Origin of the sequence: Streptomyces sp. NPDC051104, from assembly GCF_040682835.1 — a bacterium.
GTDB lineage: Bacteria > Actinomycetota > Actinomycetes > Streptomycetales > Streptomycetaceae > Streptomyces > Streptomyces cynarae.
On the sequence record NZ_JBFBBS010000007.1, the window covers coordinates 272,318 to 288,023 of the forward strand.

The following is a 15,706-nucleotide window of genomic DNA, read 5'->3' on the forward strand; positions in this document are numbered from 1 at the left end:
CGAGTCGCTCCGCCAAGGGCACTTCCGTGGGACCGCCTCCGTACGACGGCGTACGGGTCAGGTCCCCGTGACGCGCGATGCACGGCCGTCCCGCCGACTCACGGTCGCGTCTCGCCGATCACCCGTACGGCGTGCTCGACCTGCCCGTCGGTGAGATCCGCACGGGCGGTCAGCCGCAGCCGTGAGATGCCGTCCGGCACGGATGGCGGGCGGAAGCAGCCGACGACGACCCCGGCCGCCCGGCAGTCGGCCGCCCACCGTACGGCCTGCTCCGGGGAGGGGGCCCGCACGGAGACCACGGCGGCGTCCGGACGCACCGTCTCATGGCCCTCGGCCGTGAGACGGGTGTGCAGGGCCGCCGCCACCGTGCGGGCCCGCTCGGCGCGCTCCGGCTCACGGCGCAGCAGACGCAGCGCCGCGAGTGCCGCGCCCGCCGCGGCCGGGGCGAGCCCGGTGTCGAAGATGAACGTCCGGGCCGCGTTGACCAGATGGTCGATCACATGCGCCGGTCCGAGGACGGCGCCGCCCTGGCTGCCCAGCGACTTCGACAGCGTCACCGTCGCCACCACGTCCGGCGCGCCCGCGAGCCCGGCCGCGTGCGGGGCGCCCCGGCCGCCGGACCCGAGGACGCCGAGTCCGTGCGCGTCGTCGACGACCAGCCCGGCGCCGTGAGCGCGGCAGGCGGACACCAGTTCGGCCAGCGGTGCCGCGTCGCCGTCCACCGAGAAGACCGTGTCGGACACCGCGACCGCGGGCCCTTCATGGGTGCCGAGGGCCTTGCGCACGGCGTCGGGGTCGGCGTGCGCGACGACCTGGGTGGTGCCGCGCGCCAGCCGGCAGCCGTCGATGAGCGAGGCGTGGTTGCCCGCGTCCGAGACGATCAGGGAGCCGTGCGGGGCGAGCGCGGTGACAGCCGCGAGGTTGGCCGCGTACCCGGAGGACAAGACGAGGGCCGCCTCGAAGCCGCAGAACTCCGCCAGTTCGCGTTCCAGCTCGCCGTGCAGCTCGGTGGTGCCGGTGACGAGCCGCGAGCCGGTCGAACCGCCGCCCCACCGCCGGGCCGCCTCCGCGGCGCCCTCGATGACCTCCGGGTGGCGGGCGAGGCCCAGGTAGTCGTTGCTCGCGAGGTCCAGGAGCGGGGAGTCGGCGGCGCGGGGGCGCAGGGTGCGGACCAGTCCGGCCCGGCGGCGTGCCTGTGCCTGCTCGTCGATCCAGCCGAACGCCATGGCTCCTCCGCGGTTTTGTAGGCAGTGCACAGACCCTAACGGGACGACCGGCCGCCCAGGATGTGGCAATACCCACACGTCGAACCGTCTCTGTTGTGCAAACTCTCCTTGGCCCGAGGCGGTCCCGTAGGACAGGATCGGCTCTCATGGACCTGCTGAACACGCTGGTGGACAAGGGGTTGCGGCGCGAGCCGCCGACCCGCGAGGAGGCTCTCGCCGTTCTCGCCACTTCCGACGACGACGTGCTCGATGTGGTGGCCGCGGCCGGCAAGGTGCGCCGCCACTGGTTCGGCCGACGGGTGAAACTCAACTATCTCGTCAACCTCAAGTCCGGCCTGTGCCCCGAGGACTGCTCCTACTGCTCCCAGCGGCTCGGCTCGAAGGCGGACATCCTCAAGTACACCTGGCTGAAGCCGGACCAGGCCTCCCGGGCCGCCGCGGCCGGTGTCGCGGGCGGCGCCAAGCGGGTGTGCCTCGTCGCCAGCGGTCGCGGGCCCACCGACCGGGACGTGGAGCGGGTCTCCGACACCATCAAGACGATCAAGGAGCAGAACGAGGGCGTCGAGGTGTGCGCCTGCCTCGGCCTGCTCTCCGACGGCCAGGCCGAACGGCTGCGCGCGGCGGGCGCCGACGCCTACAACCACAACCTGAACACCTCCGAGGGGACGTACGGGGACATCACCACCACGCACACCTACGCCGACCGGGTGGAGACGGTGCAGAAGGCACACGCCGCCGGCCTGTCGGCCTGTTCCGGTCTCATCGCGGGCATGGGCGAGAGCGACGAGGACCTGGTCGACGTGGTCTTCGCGCTGCGCGCGCTGGACCCGGACTCCGTTCCGGTGAACTTCCTGATCCCGTTCGAGGGCACCCCGCTCGCGAAGGAGTGGAACCTGACGCCGCAGCGGTGCCTGCGGATCCTCGCGATGGTGCGGTTCGTGTGCCCGGACGTCGAGGTGCGCATCGCGGGCGGCCGCGAGGTCCACCTCCGTACGCTGCAGCCGCTCGCCCTGCATCTGGCCAACTCCATCTTCCTGGGCGACTACCTCACCAGCGAGGGCCAGGCGGGCAAGGCGGACCTGGAGATGATCGCGGACGCCGGGTTCGAGGTGGAGGGCACGGACCAGGTGACCCTGCCCGGGCACCGGGCCGCTACGAGCGGATGCGGCTCGCAAGAGAGCGCCGGATGCGGCTCCCATGAGGGCGGCGGGTGCGGGTCCCATGAGGGCGGCGGTGTGTGCGGTTCCGCCGCGGTGCCGTCCGCCGACGAGCCCCGTACGGACCTGGTCGCCGTACGACGCCGCGGTGCCGGAACGGATCTCGCGCCCAATGCCTGACCTGCCCGTGGACGTGCTGCTGGCGCTGGACCGGCAGCACGTCTGGCATCCGTACGGTCCCATGCCGGGACGGCAGGAGCCGCTCGTCGTGGAGTCGGCGAGCGGGGTCCGGCTGCGGCTCGCGGACGGCTCGGGAGAGCTGGTCGACGGGATGTCGTCCTGGTGGTCGGCGATCCACGGCTACAACCACCCGGTGCTCAACGAGGCCGCGCGCGAGCAGCTGGCGCGGATGAGCCATGTGATGTTCGGCGGGCTCACCCACGAGTCCGCCGTCCGGCTGGCGAAGCTCCTGGTCGACATCGCGCCCGAGGGTCTGGAGCATGTGTTCCTCGCGGACTCCGGGTCGGTGTCGGTCGAGGTCGCGGTCAAGATGTGCCTGCAGTACTGGCGCTCGCTCGGCCGCCCGGACAAGCGGCGCCTGATGACCTGGCGCGGTGGCTACCACGGCGACACCTGGCAGCCGATGTCCGTGTGCGACCCCGAGGGCGGGATGCACGAGCTGTGGCAGGGCGTGCTGCCCCGCCAGGTGTTCGCCGACGCGCCGCCGGCGGAGTACGAGGAGGCTTACGCGGAGCATCTGAGCGCCCTGGTGGAACGGTACGCGACCGAGCTGGCCGCGGTGATCGTGGAGCCGGTGGTGCAGGGAGCGGGCGGGATGCGGTTCCACTCCCCCGCGTATCTGCGGGTGCTGCGCCAGGTGTGCGACGCGCACGACGTGCTGCTGGTGTTCGACGAGATCGCCACCGGGTTCGGGCGTACCGGCGCGCTGTTCGCGGCGGAGCACGCGGCGGTGACACCGGATGTGATGTGCGTCGGCAAGGCGCTGACCGGTGGTTACCTGACGATGGCGGCGACGCTGTGCACGCCTCGGGTGGCCGACGGTATCTCGCGGGGCGAGGTGCCGGTGCTCGCGCACGGGCCCACGTTCATGGGCAACCCGCTGGCGGCCGCCGTGGCGTGCGCCTCGGTGGACCTGCTGCTCGGCCAGGACTGGCGGTCGGAGGTCAAGCGGATCGAGACGGGCCTCAGGGAGGGACTCGCCGAGGCGGCGGACCTGCCGGGGGTGCGGGATGTGCGGGTGCTCGGCGCCATCGGGGTCGTGCAGCTCGACCACGAGGTGGACATGGCGGCGGCGACCCGGGCCGCGGTGCGCGAGGGCGTGTGGCTGCGGCCGTTCCGGAATCTCGTCTACACGATGCCGCCGTATGTGACCGGGGACGCGGACGTGGCACGGATCGCGCGCGCGGTGTGCGCGGCGGCACGGGAAGGGTGACATGACGGTACTGGTGATCACGGGGACCGGCACGGAGATCGGCAAGACGGTCACGACGGCCGCCGTCGCCGCGGTGGCAGTCGCCGCCGGGCGGTCCGTGGCGGTGCTCAAGCCCGCGCAGACGGGGGTACGGCCGGACGAGCGCGGGGACGCCGACGAGGTGGCCCGGCTCTCGGGGCCCGTGACGACGCGTGAACTGGCCCGCTACCCCGAGCCTTTGGCGCCCGCGACGGCCGCCCGGCGGGCCGGGATGGCGCCCGTGCGGCCGCACGAGGTGGCGGAGGCCGCCGCGAAACTGGCCGCCGAGCACGACCTGGTCCTCGTGGAGGGGGCCGGCGGGCTGCTCGTACGGTTCGACGACGAGGGCGGCACCCTGGCGGACGCGGCACGGCTGCTGGGGGCGCCCGTGCTGGTGGTGGCGTCGGCGGGCCTCGGCACGCTGAACGCGACGGAGCTGACGGTACGTGAAATGCGGTGCCGGCAGCTGGAGCCGGCGGGCGTGGTCATCGGCAGCTGGCCGAAGTCCCCGGACCTCGCCTCCCGCTGCAACCTGGCGGACCTTCCGACGGTGACCGAAGCCCCGCTGCTCGGCGCGCTGCCCGCGGGGGCCGGGTCCCGTGCACCCGCCGCCTTCCTGGCCGAGGCCGCCGACTGGCTGGCTCCACGACTGGGCGGGACGTGGGACGCCGGGAGCTTCGCGTCGAGGTTCGCGCCGTAGAGGCCGGCAGCGCCTCGGGTCCGCGGGGCGAGGAGGCGCTCGCGTCGGCGTCGCTCCGTGACCGGCCGGCATGAAGGAGGGTCCGTGCGGCGCGGATGCGCGGGACGTGCGCGGGGCAGAATGCGGTTGACGCCCGTCCTGTCCGGGAGGTGCTCCATGCCGCTGCGGTCCGTCCGCTCCCGCGCGGTGCCGCGGGACTCCGTGCACCATCCGATCTTCGCCCGCTCCTACGCCCGGCTCAGCGTCGCCGCCGAGACGCGCCTCGGCCTGGGGGCCGTACGGGACCGGTTGCTCGCCGGGCTCTCCGGCCGGGTCATCGAGATCGGCGCCGGCAACGGCCTGAACTTCGCCCACTACCCGGGCACCGTCTCCGAGGTCGTCGCGATCGAACCCGAGCGGCTGCTGCGGCACAGGGCGGTCGAGGCGGCCCTGCGTGCCGACGTCCCGGTGGACGTGGTGCCGGGAGCGGCGGAGGCGCTGCCGGTCAAGAGCGAGGCCTTCGACGCGGCGGTCCTGTCGTTGGTGCTGTGCAGCGTGCGGGACGTGTCCCGGGCCCTCGGCGAGGTGCGCAGGGTGCTGCGGCCCGGCGGCACCCTGCGGTTCTACGAGCACGGCGCGGGCGGCGGGCCCGTGATGCGGTACGCGCAGCGGGCCCTGGACCGCACGGTGTGGCCACCGCTCAGCGGCGGCTGCCACCTCTCCCGGGACCCGGTGGCGGCCCTGCGCGCCGCCGGTTTCGAACTGGGCCCGTACCGGCGGCTGCTGATGCCGGAGAAGGGGCCCTCCCTGCCCACCTCGTACTGCGTGCTGGGCACCGCCTGGCGGCCCGGCCTCCCGGAGTAGCCGTCACAGGCTCCACTGGCGCAGCTCCTGCGCGATGTCGTGCACGGAGGGGTCCCCGCTCTTGACCAGCCGGGCCAGATCCCGCACCTGTTCCGGTGAGGTGACGACCTTGACGCCGCTGGCGGCGAGGTAGGCGTAGGCCACCGCGCAGGCGAACAGCGCGTTGGAGCGCTCCAGCGCCGGGACGTGCAGCAGCAGCTGGAGCAGGGCGGCGGCGCGGGCGTGCGGGGTGTCGTAGACGGCGACGCCGAATATGTCCGCGTCGTGCCGGCTGACCGCGGCGACGAGCGCGCCCCAGTCCGTGACCTGGGGATCTCCGGGCGTCTTCTGTTCGGCGACCATCAGCAGCCAGGCGAGGTCGATTCTGAGGTGGCTCAACGGTCAGCGACGACCTTCGCCGGGGTGCTCGGGCGAGCCCTCGCGACCGGTGCCGAACTCCTCGGCGAAGACGGACTCGTACTGCTTCATGAAGTCGGCGGCGGCCTCGACGAACGTGTGGCCTGCCTCCCCGGTGTCCTGTCGCACCAGCTCTTCGATGTACCGGTTGACGCTCATACCGCGCTCCAGGGCACGTTCGCGGGCGGCTCGGGCGGTGTCCTCGTCCACCCTCACGTTCAGCTGGGTCTTCGCCATACCTCGACGCTAGCGCCGGGTTGCTAGCACCGGCAAGAGGGCGACCGGGGTGACCGGTCCGGGCCTGCGGGTTACCCGGTGTGCGGTGCATCACATTACGCTCGGCCGGGACGGGGAAGACCAGAATGTCGGGACGTCCACGACGAAGGAGGCCGTCTTGTCCACTGCTGAAGCGGAGCACGCCCCGGGCCGCGCGGAGGCGGACGGGATCGCCGCCCGCGCCCGGGGCCTGACGAAGGCGTACGGCTCGGGTGAGACGGCGGTGCTCGCCCTGGACTCGGTCGACGTGGACATCGCGCGCGGCCGCTTCACCGCGGTGATGGGTCCCTCCGGCTCCGGGAAGTCCACGCTGATGCACTGCCTGGCGGGCCTCGACACCGTGTCGGCGGGCCAGGTGTGGCTCGGCGACACCGAGATCACGGGCCTGAAGGACCGCGAGCTGACCCGGCTGCGCCGGGACCGGATCGGTTTTATGTTCCAGTCGTTCAATCTGATCCCGACGCTGAACGCGGCCGAGAACATCACGCTGCCCATGGACATCGCGGGCAGGAAGCCCGACCCGGAGTGGCTCGACCAGGTGATCGACACGCTGGGGCTGCGGGACCGGCTCGGGCACCGGCCCTCCCAGCTGTCCGGCGGGCAGCAGCAGCGCGTCGCCTGCGCCCGGGCGCTCGCCTCCCGCCCCGAGCTGATCTTCGCGGACGAGCCGACGGGCAACCTGGACTCCCGGGCGGGGCTCGAGGTGCTGGGGTTCCTGCGCAGGGCCGTGGACGAACTGGGGCAGACCGTCGTCATGGTCACGCATGATCCGGGCGCGGCGGCCCACTCCGATCTGGTGCTGTTCCTGGCGGACGGGCGGATCGTTGACGAGATGGAGCGGCCGACGGCCGAGGCCGTGCTGGAGCGCATGAAGCGTTTCGACACGGTCCGGGCGGTCTTCGACGGCGCGTCCGGCCGCGAGAACTGAGGACATCGGACCGGTGCGATCATGCTGAAGGCGACGCTGCGCAGCTTCCTCGCGCACAAGGGACGGCTCGCGCTCTCCGCGCTGGCCGTGCTCCTGTCGGTGGCGTTCGTCGCGGGCAGCCTGATCTTCTCGGACACGGTCTCCCGGACCTTCGACCGGCTGTTCGCCTCCACGGCGGCCGACGTGACCGTGAGCCCCCGCCAGGATCTGCCGTCCCGGATCCCGTCCGGGGCGACGCCGACCCTTCCGGCCTCGCTTGCCGCCCGGGTGGCCCGGGTGGACGGCGTCGCCGCCGCGCATGCCGACGTCGCCGTCCAGGACATCACGGTCGTCGACCGGACGAACGATCCGGTGGGTCCGACCACCGGCGCGCCCACCATCGCCAGGAACTGGTCCGTCACCGAACACAGCCCGGTCCGGCTCACGTCCGGGCACGCCCCGCAGGGTCCCGGCGAGGCGCTGCTGGACGCGGACACCGCCCGGCACAAGCACGTGCGGATCGGCGACACGCTGACGGTGGTCGCCCGTCCCGGGTCGTTCAAGGTGCGCGTGGCCGGGATCGCCACCTTCACCACCACCAACCCGGGCGCCGCCCTGGTCTTCCTGGACACCCCGACCGCGCAGACCAGGCTGCTGGGCCGCCCGGACGTGGCCACGAGCATCTCCGTCGACGCGGCACCGGGCGTGAGCGACGCACGGCTCAAGCAACGGGTCGCCGACGCGATCGGCTCGACCTCGTACGACCTGAGGACCGCGGCCGAACAGGCCAAGTCCGACACCGACCGGCTCGGCGCGTTCCTCGACGTGATCAAGTACGTGATGGTGGGCTTCGCCGGGATCGCCGTGCTCGTGGGCGTGTTCCTCATCGTCAACACGTTCTCGATGCTGATCGCCCAGCGCACCCGCGAGCTGGGGCTGCTGCGCGCCCTGGGCGCCGAGCGGCGGCAGGTGCGCCGCTCCGTGCTGACCGAGGCGCTGCTGCTCGGCCTGGTCGGCTCGACGCTCGGGCTGGCCGCGGGGATCGGGCTCGCGGCCGGGCTGATCCGGCTGATGAGCGTGTTCGGCATGAACATCAGGTCCACCGAGATGGTGATCGGCTGGGTCACTCCCGTCGCCGCGTACGCGGTCGGGGTCGGCGTCACCTTCGTCGCCGCCTACCTCCCGGCCCGGCGCGCGGCCCGCGTCTCCCCCATGGCGGCCCTCGTGGACGCCGAGGTCGCCGGTATGGGCCGGCCGTTGACGCTGCGCGCGGTGGCGGGGGCGATGGTCGGCGCGCTCGGCGTGGCCGCGCTGGCGGGCTGCGCCCGGGCGACCAGGACCGCGCCCGCCACCACGCTGCTCGGCATCGGTGTGGTGCTCACGCTCGTCGCGACCGTGATCGCGGGACCGCTGCTGGTGCGTCCGCTGATCCGGGTGCTCGGGGCCGCGTTCCCCGCCGTTTTCGGCTCGATCGGCCGGATGAGCCAGCGCAACGCCCTGCGCAATCCGCGCCGCACCGGGGCCACCGCCTCCGCCCTGATGGTCGGGCTCGCGCTGGTGGCCGGGATGTCGGTGGCGAGCACGTCCATGTCCAGGTCGTTCGACCAGCAGATCGACAAGACGCTGGGCGCGGACTTCGTCGTGCAGAGCAGATCGGGAAGCCCCGAGCCCTTCCCCCAGGAGATCACCGACCGGGTCCGTGCCACGGAGGGTGCCGGGCTCGTCGTGCGGCAGCGGTACACGCCCGTGGCGATCGTGCTGCCGGACGGCACCCGGATCGAGACCTCGGCCACGGCCTTCGACCGGCGGCTCGACGAGGTCGCCCACCTCACCTACGTCCGGGGCGGCTCGGCCACCGCGCTCGCGGACGGCGCCCTCGCCATGGACGCGGCGTTCGCCAAGGACCACGGCGTCCGCCTCGGCTCCACGGTCCCGGTCCGGTTCCCGGACGAGCGCCGCACCGATCTGAGGGTGGGCGCGCTCACCAACCAGGCCGGTTCGAACAACTTCAGTACCCGCGGCGGGCTGTTCTTCGGCATGGGGACGCTCCAGAGGTACGTGCCGCAGGGGCAGGACACGGCACTCTTCGTGAACGCGGCACCCGGCACCTCCAAGGACCGGCTGCGCGCCCGGCTGGAGAAGACCCTCGCCCCCTACCCGCAGGTCCAGGCCCGCGACCAGGCCGACTACAAGAAGCTGGTGCACAACCAGATCGCGGTGCTGCTCTACCTGGTCTACGCGCTGCTGGGCCTCGCGATCGTCATCGCGGTGCTCGGGGTCGTCAACACCCTGGCCCTGTCCGTCGTCGAGCGCACCCGGGAGATCGGCCTGCTGCGCGCGATCGGACTGGCCCGGAGGCAGTTGCGGCGCATGATCCGGCTGGAGTCGGTGGTGATCGCGGTGTTCGGCGCCGTCCTCGGGCTGGCACTGGGGATCGTGTGGGGTCTGTGCACACAGCGGGTACTGGCGCTGCAGGGCATGAAGGCGCTGGCGATCCCGTGGGGCACCATCGTCGCCGTCATGGTGGGTTCTGCGGTCGTGGGGGTGATGGCGGCGCTGCTGCCGGCGCTGCGTGCGTCGCGCATGAATGTGCTGGCGGCGATCGCGCACGAGTGATGGAATCGCGTGGGGTACTCAAGTCGCTCGGAGACGAGGAGAGTTCATGCCACGTCCGTTCCGTTTCGGCGTCAACATGCTCGAGCCCGCACCGGCCGCGGAGTGGCGCGCCAAGTGCCGGCGGGCGGAGGAATTCGGCTACGACGTCATCCTCGTCCCGGACCACCTCGGCTGGCCGGCTCCTTTCCCGGCGCTGGTCGCGGCGGCGGAGGCGACCGAACGCCCGCGGGTGGGGACGTTCGTGCTCAACGCCGGCTTCTGGAACCCGGTGCTGCTGGCCCGCGAGGCGGCGACGACGGACGCGCTGACCGGTGGCCGGCTGGAGCTGGGGCTCGGCACCGGCTACGTCCGGGCGGAGCACGAGCAGGCGGGACTGCCGTACGGCTCGCCGCGTGAGCGCGTGGACCACCTGCGACGCACGGTGGAGGAGTTGGACCGGCTGCTGGGCTCCGACGACCACCGGCCGCGGCCCGTACAGCGACCGCGGGTGCCGCTGTTGATCGGCGCCAACGGCGACCGGATGCTGAAGCTCACCGCCGAGCACGCCGACATCGCCGCCTTCACGGGGGCGCGCTCGGTGCCGGGGAGCACGACGGGACAGCTGGAGCCGATCACGGCCGAGCAGCTCGACGAGCGCGTGGGCCTGTACCGCAAGCTCGCGGCGGGCCGCGGCGAGCCCGCCGAGCTGAACGTGCTCATCCAGAGGGTCGTCGTCACCGAGGACCGCCAGGCCGCCGTGCGCCCCCTGCTGGAGCACCTGCCGAACCTGACGCCGGAACAGGCCCTGGAACTGCCCATCTTCCTGATCGGCACGCTGGAGCAGATCGTCGAGCAGATACGGGCGCAGCGCGAACGGTACGGCTTCACGTACCTGACCGTCCTGGAGCCGTCGATGGAGGCGTTCGCACCGGTCGTCGAGGCGCTGCGCGGCGCGTAGCCGTTCGGGGGCGGCCCGCGCCCTCCGTCCCGTGCCCCCTTCCGTCCGCATGCCGGAATTCCCGGATCTGCCTGTCGGCGGCGTGCTCGGATCACGGCATGAGTGATCTGCGGATACGGGCCGCCGGGCCCGAGGACCTGGACACCGTGCTGGCCTTCTGGAAGGCGGCCGCGGAGGGCACGAGCATCAGCGACGACCGGGACGGGGTGCAGCGGCTCGTCGACCGCGACCCGGAGGCCCTGATCCTCGCGGAGGAGGACGGCCGGCTGGTCGGCACGGTGATCGCGGGCTTCGACGGCTGGCGCTGCCATCTGTACCGGCTCGCGGTGCATCCGGAGCGACGGCGGCAGGGCATCGGTTCGGCGCTGCTGTCCGCGGCGGAGGAGCGGTTCGTACGGCTCGGGGGGCGCCGCGGGGACGCGATGGTGCTGCAGCGCAACGAGACCGCGCACCATGCGTGGCGGGCGGCCGGGTACGCGCCCGAGGAGCACTGGCGGAGGTGGGTCAAGCCGCTCACCGACTGACCCACAGGAGCTACTTTGCCGATCTTTTACCATGGAGGGGCCAAGCTGCCCCCCTGTCGGGGTGAACCCGTCCCACCATGAAAGGTGTGAGCGTCCGTCCATGGGCGAGCCTCCCAGTACCCGAGATCGCGCGGTCGCCGCGCCCCTGGCCGATCCTGGGACGGAGGTGACCCGACGATGACCGAAGTGCTCCTCCTGCTGGTGGCGGTCCTGCTCTCGGTGGCCTGCGGTGTCTTCGTCGCGGCGGAGTTCTCCCTCACCACGGTCGAGCGCAGCGAGCTGGAGCATGCCGCACGGCGCGGTGAGCGCGGTGCGGCGGGCGCCCTCAAGGCCGTACGGAACCTGACGTTCCAGCTCTCCGGTGCGCAGCTCGGGATCACGGTCACCAACCTGGTGGTCGGCATGCTCTCCGAGCCGTCGATCGCCAAGCTGATCGCCGGCCCCCTCGAGGCACTGGGCGTGCCCCGCTCGGCGGCCCCGACCGTGGCCCTGGTCATCGGCACGGCCCTGTCGACGGTGTTCCTGATGGTGGTCGGCGAGCTGGTGCCGAAGAACTGGGCGATCTCCTCGCCGCTGGCCGTCGCCAAGCGGGTGGGCGGGCCGCAGCGCTGGTTCAGCCGCGCGTTCCGCCCCTTCATCACGCATCTGAACAACACGGCCAACCGCGTGGTGCGCCGCTTCGGCCTCGAGCCGGCCGAGGAGCTGGCCTCCGCCCGCGGCCCCCAGGAACTGGTGGCGCTCGCCCGGCACTCCGCGAGACAGGGCGCTCTGGAGGCGGACACCGCCGAGCTGTTCGTCCGCACCCTGAACCTCGCCGACCTGACCGCGGAGAACGTGATGACCCCGCGCGTCCAGGTCGTCGCCCTGGACGCGCAGGCGACCTGCGAGGACGTGGCGAACGCGACGCGCGCGACGGGCCTGTCACGGTTCCCCGTCTACCGCGGCAGCCTGGACTCGGTCATCGGCACCGCCCATATCAAGGACATCCTCACCGTGCCCGCCGAGGAGCGGCCGCTGCGGTCCGTCGCACAGCTGATACGCGAACCGCTGCTGGTTCCCGAATCCCTCACCGTCGACCGGCTGCTGGACCGGCTCTCCGGCAAGAACACGATCGCCGTGGTCATCGACGAGTACGGCGGCACCGCCGGGGTCGCCACGCTGGAGGACATCGTCGAGGAGGTCGTCGGCGAGGTGCGCGACGAGCACGATCCGCACGAGACGCCCGACCTGGCGCCGGCCGGGCTCGACGCCGTCGGCCGGCCCCTGTACTCGGCCGACGGCTCGACCCGCGTCGACCAGCTCGCGCGCGTGGGGCTCCGGGTGCCGGAGGGGCCGTACGAGACGCTGGCCGGACTCGTCGCCACGGAACTGGGGCGCATACCGGTCAAGGGTGACCGAATCGAGGTGGCCGGCTGGCGGCTGGACGTGGTGGACGCATCGGGCCACAGGGCCGCGCGGGTGCTCATGCACGCGCCGCGCACCCTTGAGGAGGGGGAACGGTGACCGTCGTCCAGTTGCTGATCGGTCTGTTGACGCTGGTCGCGAACGCGTTCTTCGTGGGCGCCGAGTTCGCGTTGATCTCCGTGCGGCGCAGCCAGGTGGAGCCGCGCGCCGAGGCGGGCGAGCGACGGGCACGCAGCGTGCTGTGGGGGCTGGAGCACGTGTCGGCGCTGCTCGCCGCGGCGCAGCTCGGCATCACCCTGTGCACCCTGGTCCTCGGTGTGGTCGCCGAGCCGGCGATCGAGCATCTGCTGGAGCCGGTGTTCCACGCGGCGGGTGTGCCCCAGAGCGCGGGGCGTGCGGTCTCGTTCGTGATCGCGCTGGCGCTGGCCACGTATCTGCACATGCTGCTCGGCGAGATGGTGCCGAAGAACATCGCGCTCGCGGAGCCGGTGCGGCTGGCGCTGCTGCTCGGCCCGCCGCTGGTGGGCATGTCCCGGGCGCTGCGCCCGGTCATCTTCACCGTGAACGCGTTCGCGAACGCGCTGCTGCGGCTGCTACGGGTGCAGACGCGGGACGAGATCGCGGCCACGTTCTCGGACGACGAACTGGCACGGCTCGTCAAGGACTCCAGCGCGGCGGGGCTCATCGACGACCGTGCGCAGGAGCGGCTGCACGACGCGCTGGTCCTCGGCCGACGGCCCGTACGCGACGTGGTGGTGCCGCTGGAGCACGTCGTCTACGCGCGCGTGGGCGTCACTCCGGAACAGCTGGAGCAGCTGTCCGCCCAGTCCGGCTTCTCGCGCTTCCCGGTGGTGGACGAGGGCCGGCGGATCGTCGGCTATCTCCATGTCAAGGACGCCCTGGACGCCTCACCACGGGACGCGCCGTTCCGGCTGCGGGACATGCGGCCGATCGCCCGGGTGCGCGAGACCACCCCGCTGGACGACGTCCTCACGGCCATGCGCCGCAGCCGCACCCACCTGGCCGCGGTCCTGGGCACGGACGGCCGCCTCGCGGGCCTGATGACGATGGAGGACGTGCTGCGCCAGCTGTTCGGCCAGCCGGCCTGACCCCGGGCACTCCGTCGGCCGGCCTGACGCCGGTGCGTCCGTCGCGAGCGGGCCCGGGAGCACCCCCGGGCACCGCAAGGACTTCGCCGCCGCCTGCGCCGGGGCGGCGGGCGGGCATGCGACGAGCGGCCCGGCGCAGGCTGACCGACCGGTGGGTATGGAGTGGGGACGGCCGGGATAGCATCTACGGCGCCATGCAGACGAACCCCACCTACTCCAGCCTGGTCGCCGTCGGCGACTCCTTCACCGAGGGCATGTCGGACCTGTTGCCCGACGGCTCCTACCGCGGCTGGGCCGATGTCCTCGCGGGCCGGATGGCCGCACGGACCCCCGGATTCCGATATGCCAACCTCGCCGTGCGCGGCAAGCTGATCGCACAGATCGTCGACGAGCAGGTCGACCTCGCCGCGGCGATGGGGGCCGACGTGGTCACGCTGGTCGGCGGGCTCAACGACACGCTGCGGCCCAAGTGCGACATGGGGCGCGTACGGGCGCTGCTGACGGAAGCCGTGGAGCGGCTCGCCCCGTCGTGCAAACAGCTCGTCCTGATGCGCAGCCCCGGCCGGCAGGGCCCGGTCCTCGAGCGCTTCCGGCCCCGTATGGAGGAGCTGTTCGCCTGCGTCGACGACCTCGCCGCACGGCACGGCGCGCTCGTCGTCGACCTGTACGGCGCACCGTCGCTCGCCGACCCGCGCCTGTGGGACGTGGACCGGTTGCACCTGACGGCAGAGGGGCACCACCGGGTGGCGGAAGCCGTGTGGCAGACGCTCGGGTACGAGGCGGAGGATACCGAGTGGCGCACAGCGCCGCCCCCGACCGCGCCGCCGACCTGGGTCGCCCGCCGGACCGCGGACGTCCGCTTCACCCGGCAGCATCTGCTGCCGTGGATAGGGCGGCGGCTGACCGGCCGCTCCTCGGGCGACGGCCGCCCGGCCAAGCGTCCGGAACTGCTGCCGTACGAGGGCCCGGCCGTGTAAAAAGTACGGACCGCACCGGAGGGAGTCGCCCGTGACCACCGAGGTGATCAACCTCAAGGGCCGCCTTCAGGAGTACGGTCCCCGGCTGGAACACGCGCCCAGGAACGTGGTCTACGTCGGCCGCCGCCTCACCCGGGGCGGCTGGGACCTCCCTCAGCACCCGCTGTACAACCCTTTCCAGATCGACACGCCCAAGAAGAAGCACGACGGGACCCGGGAGGAGGTGATGGCCAAGTACCGGGACTACCTCATGGGCCGTCCGGACCTGCTGGCCCAGGTCCCCGAGCTGCGCGCCAAGACCCTCGCGTGCTGGTGCGCGCCCGAGCTGTGCCACGCGGACATCCTGGCCGAGGTCGCGGACAAGAGCCGTCGGGGATCGCACCGGCCCTCGAGCAGGCCACCTCGCCGGGAGTCGGTGCACTGAGGGGCGGAGTGTGACGCCGCCGGAGTCGGTGAACGTCGCCCTGGAACTGGAACGCCTTTTTCGCGGCACCTGCGAGACCGGGTTCACGCGCGTGGACGGGCAGCTGGCCCTGCTTGTCCAGCGCGGCGACCAAACCGACAAGACCCTGGACGACTTCGAGAAGCGGCTCGACGCCCTCGAACGGAACCGCTGGCCGCTCCCGTCGATCGGCGCGCTCACGGGCGTGGTCGCCATCGTCGTCACCGTGTGGCAGGCGGCGGGAAAGTGACCCGGGCCGACGTGGCGTGGGGCGGGCTGCTCGCCGCAGGCTGCGTACTCGAGGCGGCGGCTCCCCGCGGCGGGCGCTGCGAGGACACGTTGTCGGCGCGCACCCGCGCCTGGTGCCGTGTCTCCACGCCCGCCGGCCGGGCCTGCTTCGCGGTCGCGTGGGGCGCGTTCGCCGTCTGGTTCCTCGACCACATCACCGGAAGCTGAGGAAGGAGGCCCCGATGGACGAAGAGACACGCCGTTCTGGTTGTCGCCGCGCCCGTTCCTCGAGCCGGACTGGCCGCCGGTCACCGACGAGGAGCCCGAATGAGCACGCCGCGGGCACCTTGGTGAAGGTCGCCGGGTCCAGGTGGCGGGTGGAGGAGACGTTCCAGAGTGAGAAAGGGCTGGCCGGCCTCGATGAGCATCAGGTCCGCCGCTACCCCTCCTGGGTCCGCTGGGTCACCCTCGCGATGCTCGCCCACGCCTTCCT

At 72.6% G+C, this 15,706-nt stretch carries 17 protein-coding genes and 1 pseudogene; 15 read left to right on the forward strand and 3 right to left on the reverse strand.

The annotated features are described in order from the left end of the window. Positions 1-98: 98 nt before the first annotated feature. Entirely contained in the window at positions 99-1,226 is a 1,128-nt protein-coding gene (locus tag AB0N14_RS14150; protein WP_366025919.1) for an 8-amino-7-oxononanoate synthase, read from the reverse strand. Between the two features lie 146 nt (positions 1,227-1,372). On the opposite strand from AB0N14_RS14150, the gene bioB reads away from it, so the two are divergent. The 4 genes from bioB (at position 1,373) to AB0N14_RS14170 (ending at position 5,397) form a co-directional block, all read left to right on the forward strand. Next, positions 1,373-2,563, forward strand: a complete 1,191-nt coding sequence (gene bioB, locus AB0N14_RS14155; RefSeq protein WP_366025920.1) for a biotin synthase BioB — start codon at positions 1,373-1,375, stop codon at positions 2,561-2,563. Beyond that, on the forward strand, positions 2,556-3,836 hold the full coding sequence (locus AB0N14_RS14160; protein WP_366025921.1) for an adenosylmethionine--8-amino-7-oxononanoate transaminase: 1,281 nt from the start codon (positions 2,556-2,558) through the stop codon (positions 3,834-3,836). The genes bioB and AB0N14_RS14160 overlap by 8 nt, the downstream gene beginning before the upstream one ends. Position 3,837: 1 nt before the next feature. After that, positions 3,838-4,554 (forward strand): dethiobiotin synthase, encoded by a 717-nt coding sequence (gene bioD / locus AB0N14_RS14165; RefSeq protein ID WP_366025922.1) that lies wholly within the window; start codon positions 3,838-3,840, stop codon positions 4,552-4,554. A 156-nt stretch (positions 4,555-4,710) separates the two neighbouring features. Beyond that, positions 4,711-5,397, forward strand: a complete 687-nt coding sequence (locus AB0N14_RS14170) for a class I SAM-dependent methyltransferase (protein WP_366025923.1) — start codon at positions 4,711-4,713, stop codon at positions 5,395-5,397. Positions 5,398-5,400: 3 nt separating this feature from the next. Here AB0N14_RS14170 and AB0N14_RS14175 read toward each other — a convergent pair whose 3' ends face one another. After that, positions 5,401-5,775, reverse strand: a complete 375-nt coding sequence (locus AB0N14_RS14175) for a fic family toxin-antitoxin system, toxin component (protein ID WP_366025924.1) — start codon at positions 5,773-5,775, stop codon at positions 5,401-5,403. Between the two features lie 3 nt (positions 5,776-5,778). Then, positions 5,779-6,030 (reverse strand): toxin-antitoxin system HicB family antitoxin, encoded by a 252-nt coding sequence (locus AB0N14_RS14180; protein WP_366025925.1) that lies wholly within the window; start codon positions 6,028-6,030, stop codon positions 5,779-5,781. A 157-nt stretch (positions 6,031-6,187) separates the two neighbouring features. On the opposite strand from AB0N14_RS14180, the gene AB0N14_RS14185 reads away from it, so the two are divergent. From AB0N14_RS14185 to AB0N14_RS14235, 11 genes and pseudogenes are all read left to right on the forward strand, one after another. Next, positions 6,188-6,997, forward strand: coding sequence for an ABC transporter ATP-binding protein (locus tag AB0N14_RS14185; RefSeq protein ID WP_366025926.1), 810 nt, complete (start codon positions 6,188-6,190; stop codon positions 6,995-6,997). Positions 6,998-7,018: 21 nt separating this feature from the next. Then, positions 7,019-9,592 carry an ABC transporter permease gene (locus AB0N14_RS14190; RefSeq protein WP_366025927.1) on the forward strand — a complete coding sequence of 858 codons (2,574 nt, stop codon included), beginning with the start codon at positions 7,019-7,021 and terminating at the stop codon, positions 9,590-9,592. A gap of 46 nt (positions 9,593-9,638) precedes the next feature. Beyond that, the gene (locus tag AB0N14_RS14195) at positions 9,639-10,529 is read left to right on the forward strand and encodes an LLM class F420-dependent oxidoreductase (RefSeq protein ID WP_366025928.1); all 891 of its coding nucleotides are present in this window, start codon (positions 9,639-9,641) and stop codon (positions 10,527-10,529) included. A 98-nt stretch (positions 10,530-10,627) separates the two neighbouring features. Beyond that, positions 10,628-11,053: a GNAT family N-acetyltransferase gene (locus AB0N14_RS14200; RefSeq protein WP_366025929.1), complete on the forward strand. Its 426-nt coding sequence runs from the start codon at positions 10,628-10,630 to the stop codon at positions 11,051-11,053. A gap of 177 nt (positions 11,054-11,230) precedes the next feature. After that, positions 11,231-12,556, forward strand: a complete 1,326-nt coding sequence (locus AB0N14_RS14205; RefSeq protein ID WP_366025931.1) for a hemolysin family protein — start codon at positions 11,231-11,233, stop codon at positions 12,554-12,556. Further along, the gene (locus tag AB0N14_RS14210; protein WP_366025932.1) at positions 12,553-13,566 is read left to right on the forward strand and encodes a hemolysin family protein; all 1,014 of its coding nucleotides are present in this window, start codon (positions 12,553-12,555) and stop codon (positions 13,564-13,566) included. The genes AB0N14_RS14205 and AB0N14_RS14210 overlap by 4 nt, the downstream gene beginning before the upstream one ends. 194 nt (positions 13,567-13,760) lie before the next feature. Further along, entirely contained in the window at positions 13,761-14,543 is a 783-nt protein-coding gene (locus tag AB0N14_RS14215; RefSeq protein ID WP_366025933.1) for an SGNH/GDSL hydrolase family protein, read from the forward strand. A gap of 31 nt (positions 14,544-14,574) precedes the next feature. Next, positions 14,575-14,967: a DUF4326 domain-containing protein gene (locus tag AB0N14_RS14220; protein ID WP_366025934.1), complete on the forward strand. Its 393-nt coding sequence runs from the start codon at positions 14,575-14,577 to the stop codon at positions 14,965-14,967. A gap of 10 nt (positions 14,968-14,977) precedes the next feature. Continuing rightward, the gene (locus AB0N14_RS14225; RefSeq protein ID WP_366025935.1) at positions 14,978-15,235 is read left to right on the forward strand and encodes a hypothetical protein; all 258 of its coding nucleotides are present in this window, start codon (positions 14,978-14,980) and stop codon (positions 15,233-15,235) included. Next, positions 15,232-15,441 carry a hypothetical protein gene (locus AB0N14_RS14230; protein WP_366025936.1) on the forward strand — a complete coding sequence of 70 codons (210 nt, stop codon included), beginning with the start codon at positions 15,232-15,234 and terminating at the stop codon, positions 15,439-15,441. Before AB0N14_RS14225 ends, AB0N14_RS14230 begins: the two co-directional genes overlap by 4 nt. Before the next feature lie 116 nt (positions 15,442-15,557). Then, positions 15,558-15,706: pseudogene (locus AB0N14_RS14235) on the forward strand (IS701 family transposase); the annotation flags it as partial.

Bases quoted from the DNA above. Each gene is read 5' to 3' on its own strand.
- AB0N14_RS14150 (WP_366025919.1), bottom strand. From the start codon at position 1,226: ATGGCGTTCGGCTGGATCGACGAGCAGGCACAGGCACGCCGCCGGGCC.
- bioB (WP_366025920.1), top strand. From the start codon at position 1,373: ATGGACCTGCTGAACACGCTGGTGGACAAGGGGTTGCGGCGCGAGCCG.
- AB0N14_RS14160 (WP_366025921.1), top strand. From the start codon at position 2,556: ATGCCTGACCTGCCCGTGGACGTGCTGCTGGCGCTGGACCGGCAGCAC.
- bioD (WP_366025922.1), top strand. From the start codon at position 3,838: ATGACGGTACTGGTGATCACGGGGACCGGCACGGAGATCGGCAAGACG.
- AB0N14_RS14170 (WP_366025923.1), top strand. From the start codon at position 4,711: ATGCCGCTGCGGTCCGTCCGCTCCCGCGCGGTGCCGCGGGACTCCGTG.
- AB0N14_RS14180 (WP_366025925.1), bottom strand. From the start codon at position 6,030: ATGGCGAAGACCCAGCTGAACGTGAGGGTGGACGAGGACACCGCCCGA.
- AB0N14_RS14190 (WP_366025927.1), top strand. From the start codon at position 7,019: ATGCTGAAGGCGACGCTGCGCAGCTTCCTCGCGCACAAGGGACGGCTC.
- AB0N14_RS14195 (WP_366025928.1), top strand. From the start codon at position 9,639: ATGCCACGTCCGTTCCGTTTCGGCGTCAACATGCTCGAGCCCGCACCG.
- AB0N14_RS14200 (WP_366025929.1), top strand. From the start codon at position 10,628: ATGAGTGATCTGCGGATACGGGCCGCCGGGCCCGAGGACCTGGACACC.
- AB0N14_RS14205 (WP_366025931.1), top strand. From the start codon at position 11,231: ATGACCGAAGTGCTCCTCCTGCTGGTGGCGGTCCTGCTCTCGGTGGCC.
- AB0N14_RS14215 (WP_366025933.1), top strand. From the start codon at position 13,761: ATGCAGACGAACCCCACCTACTCCAGCCTGGTCGCCGTCGGCGACTCC.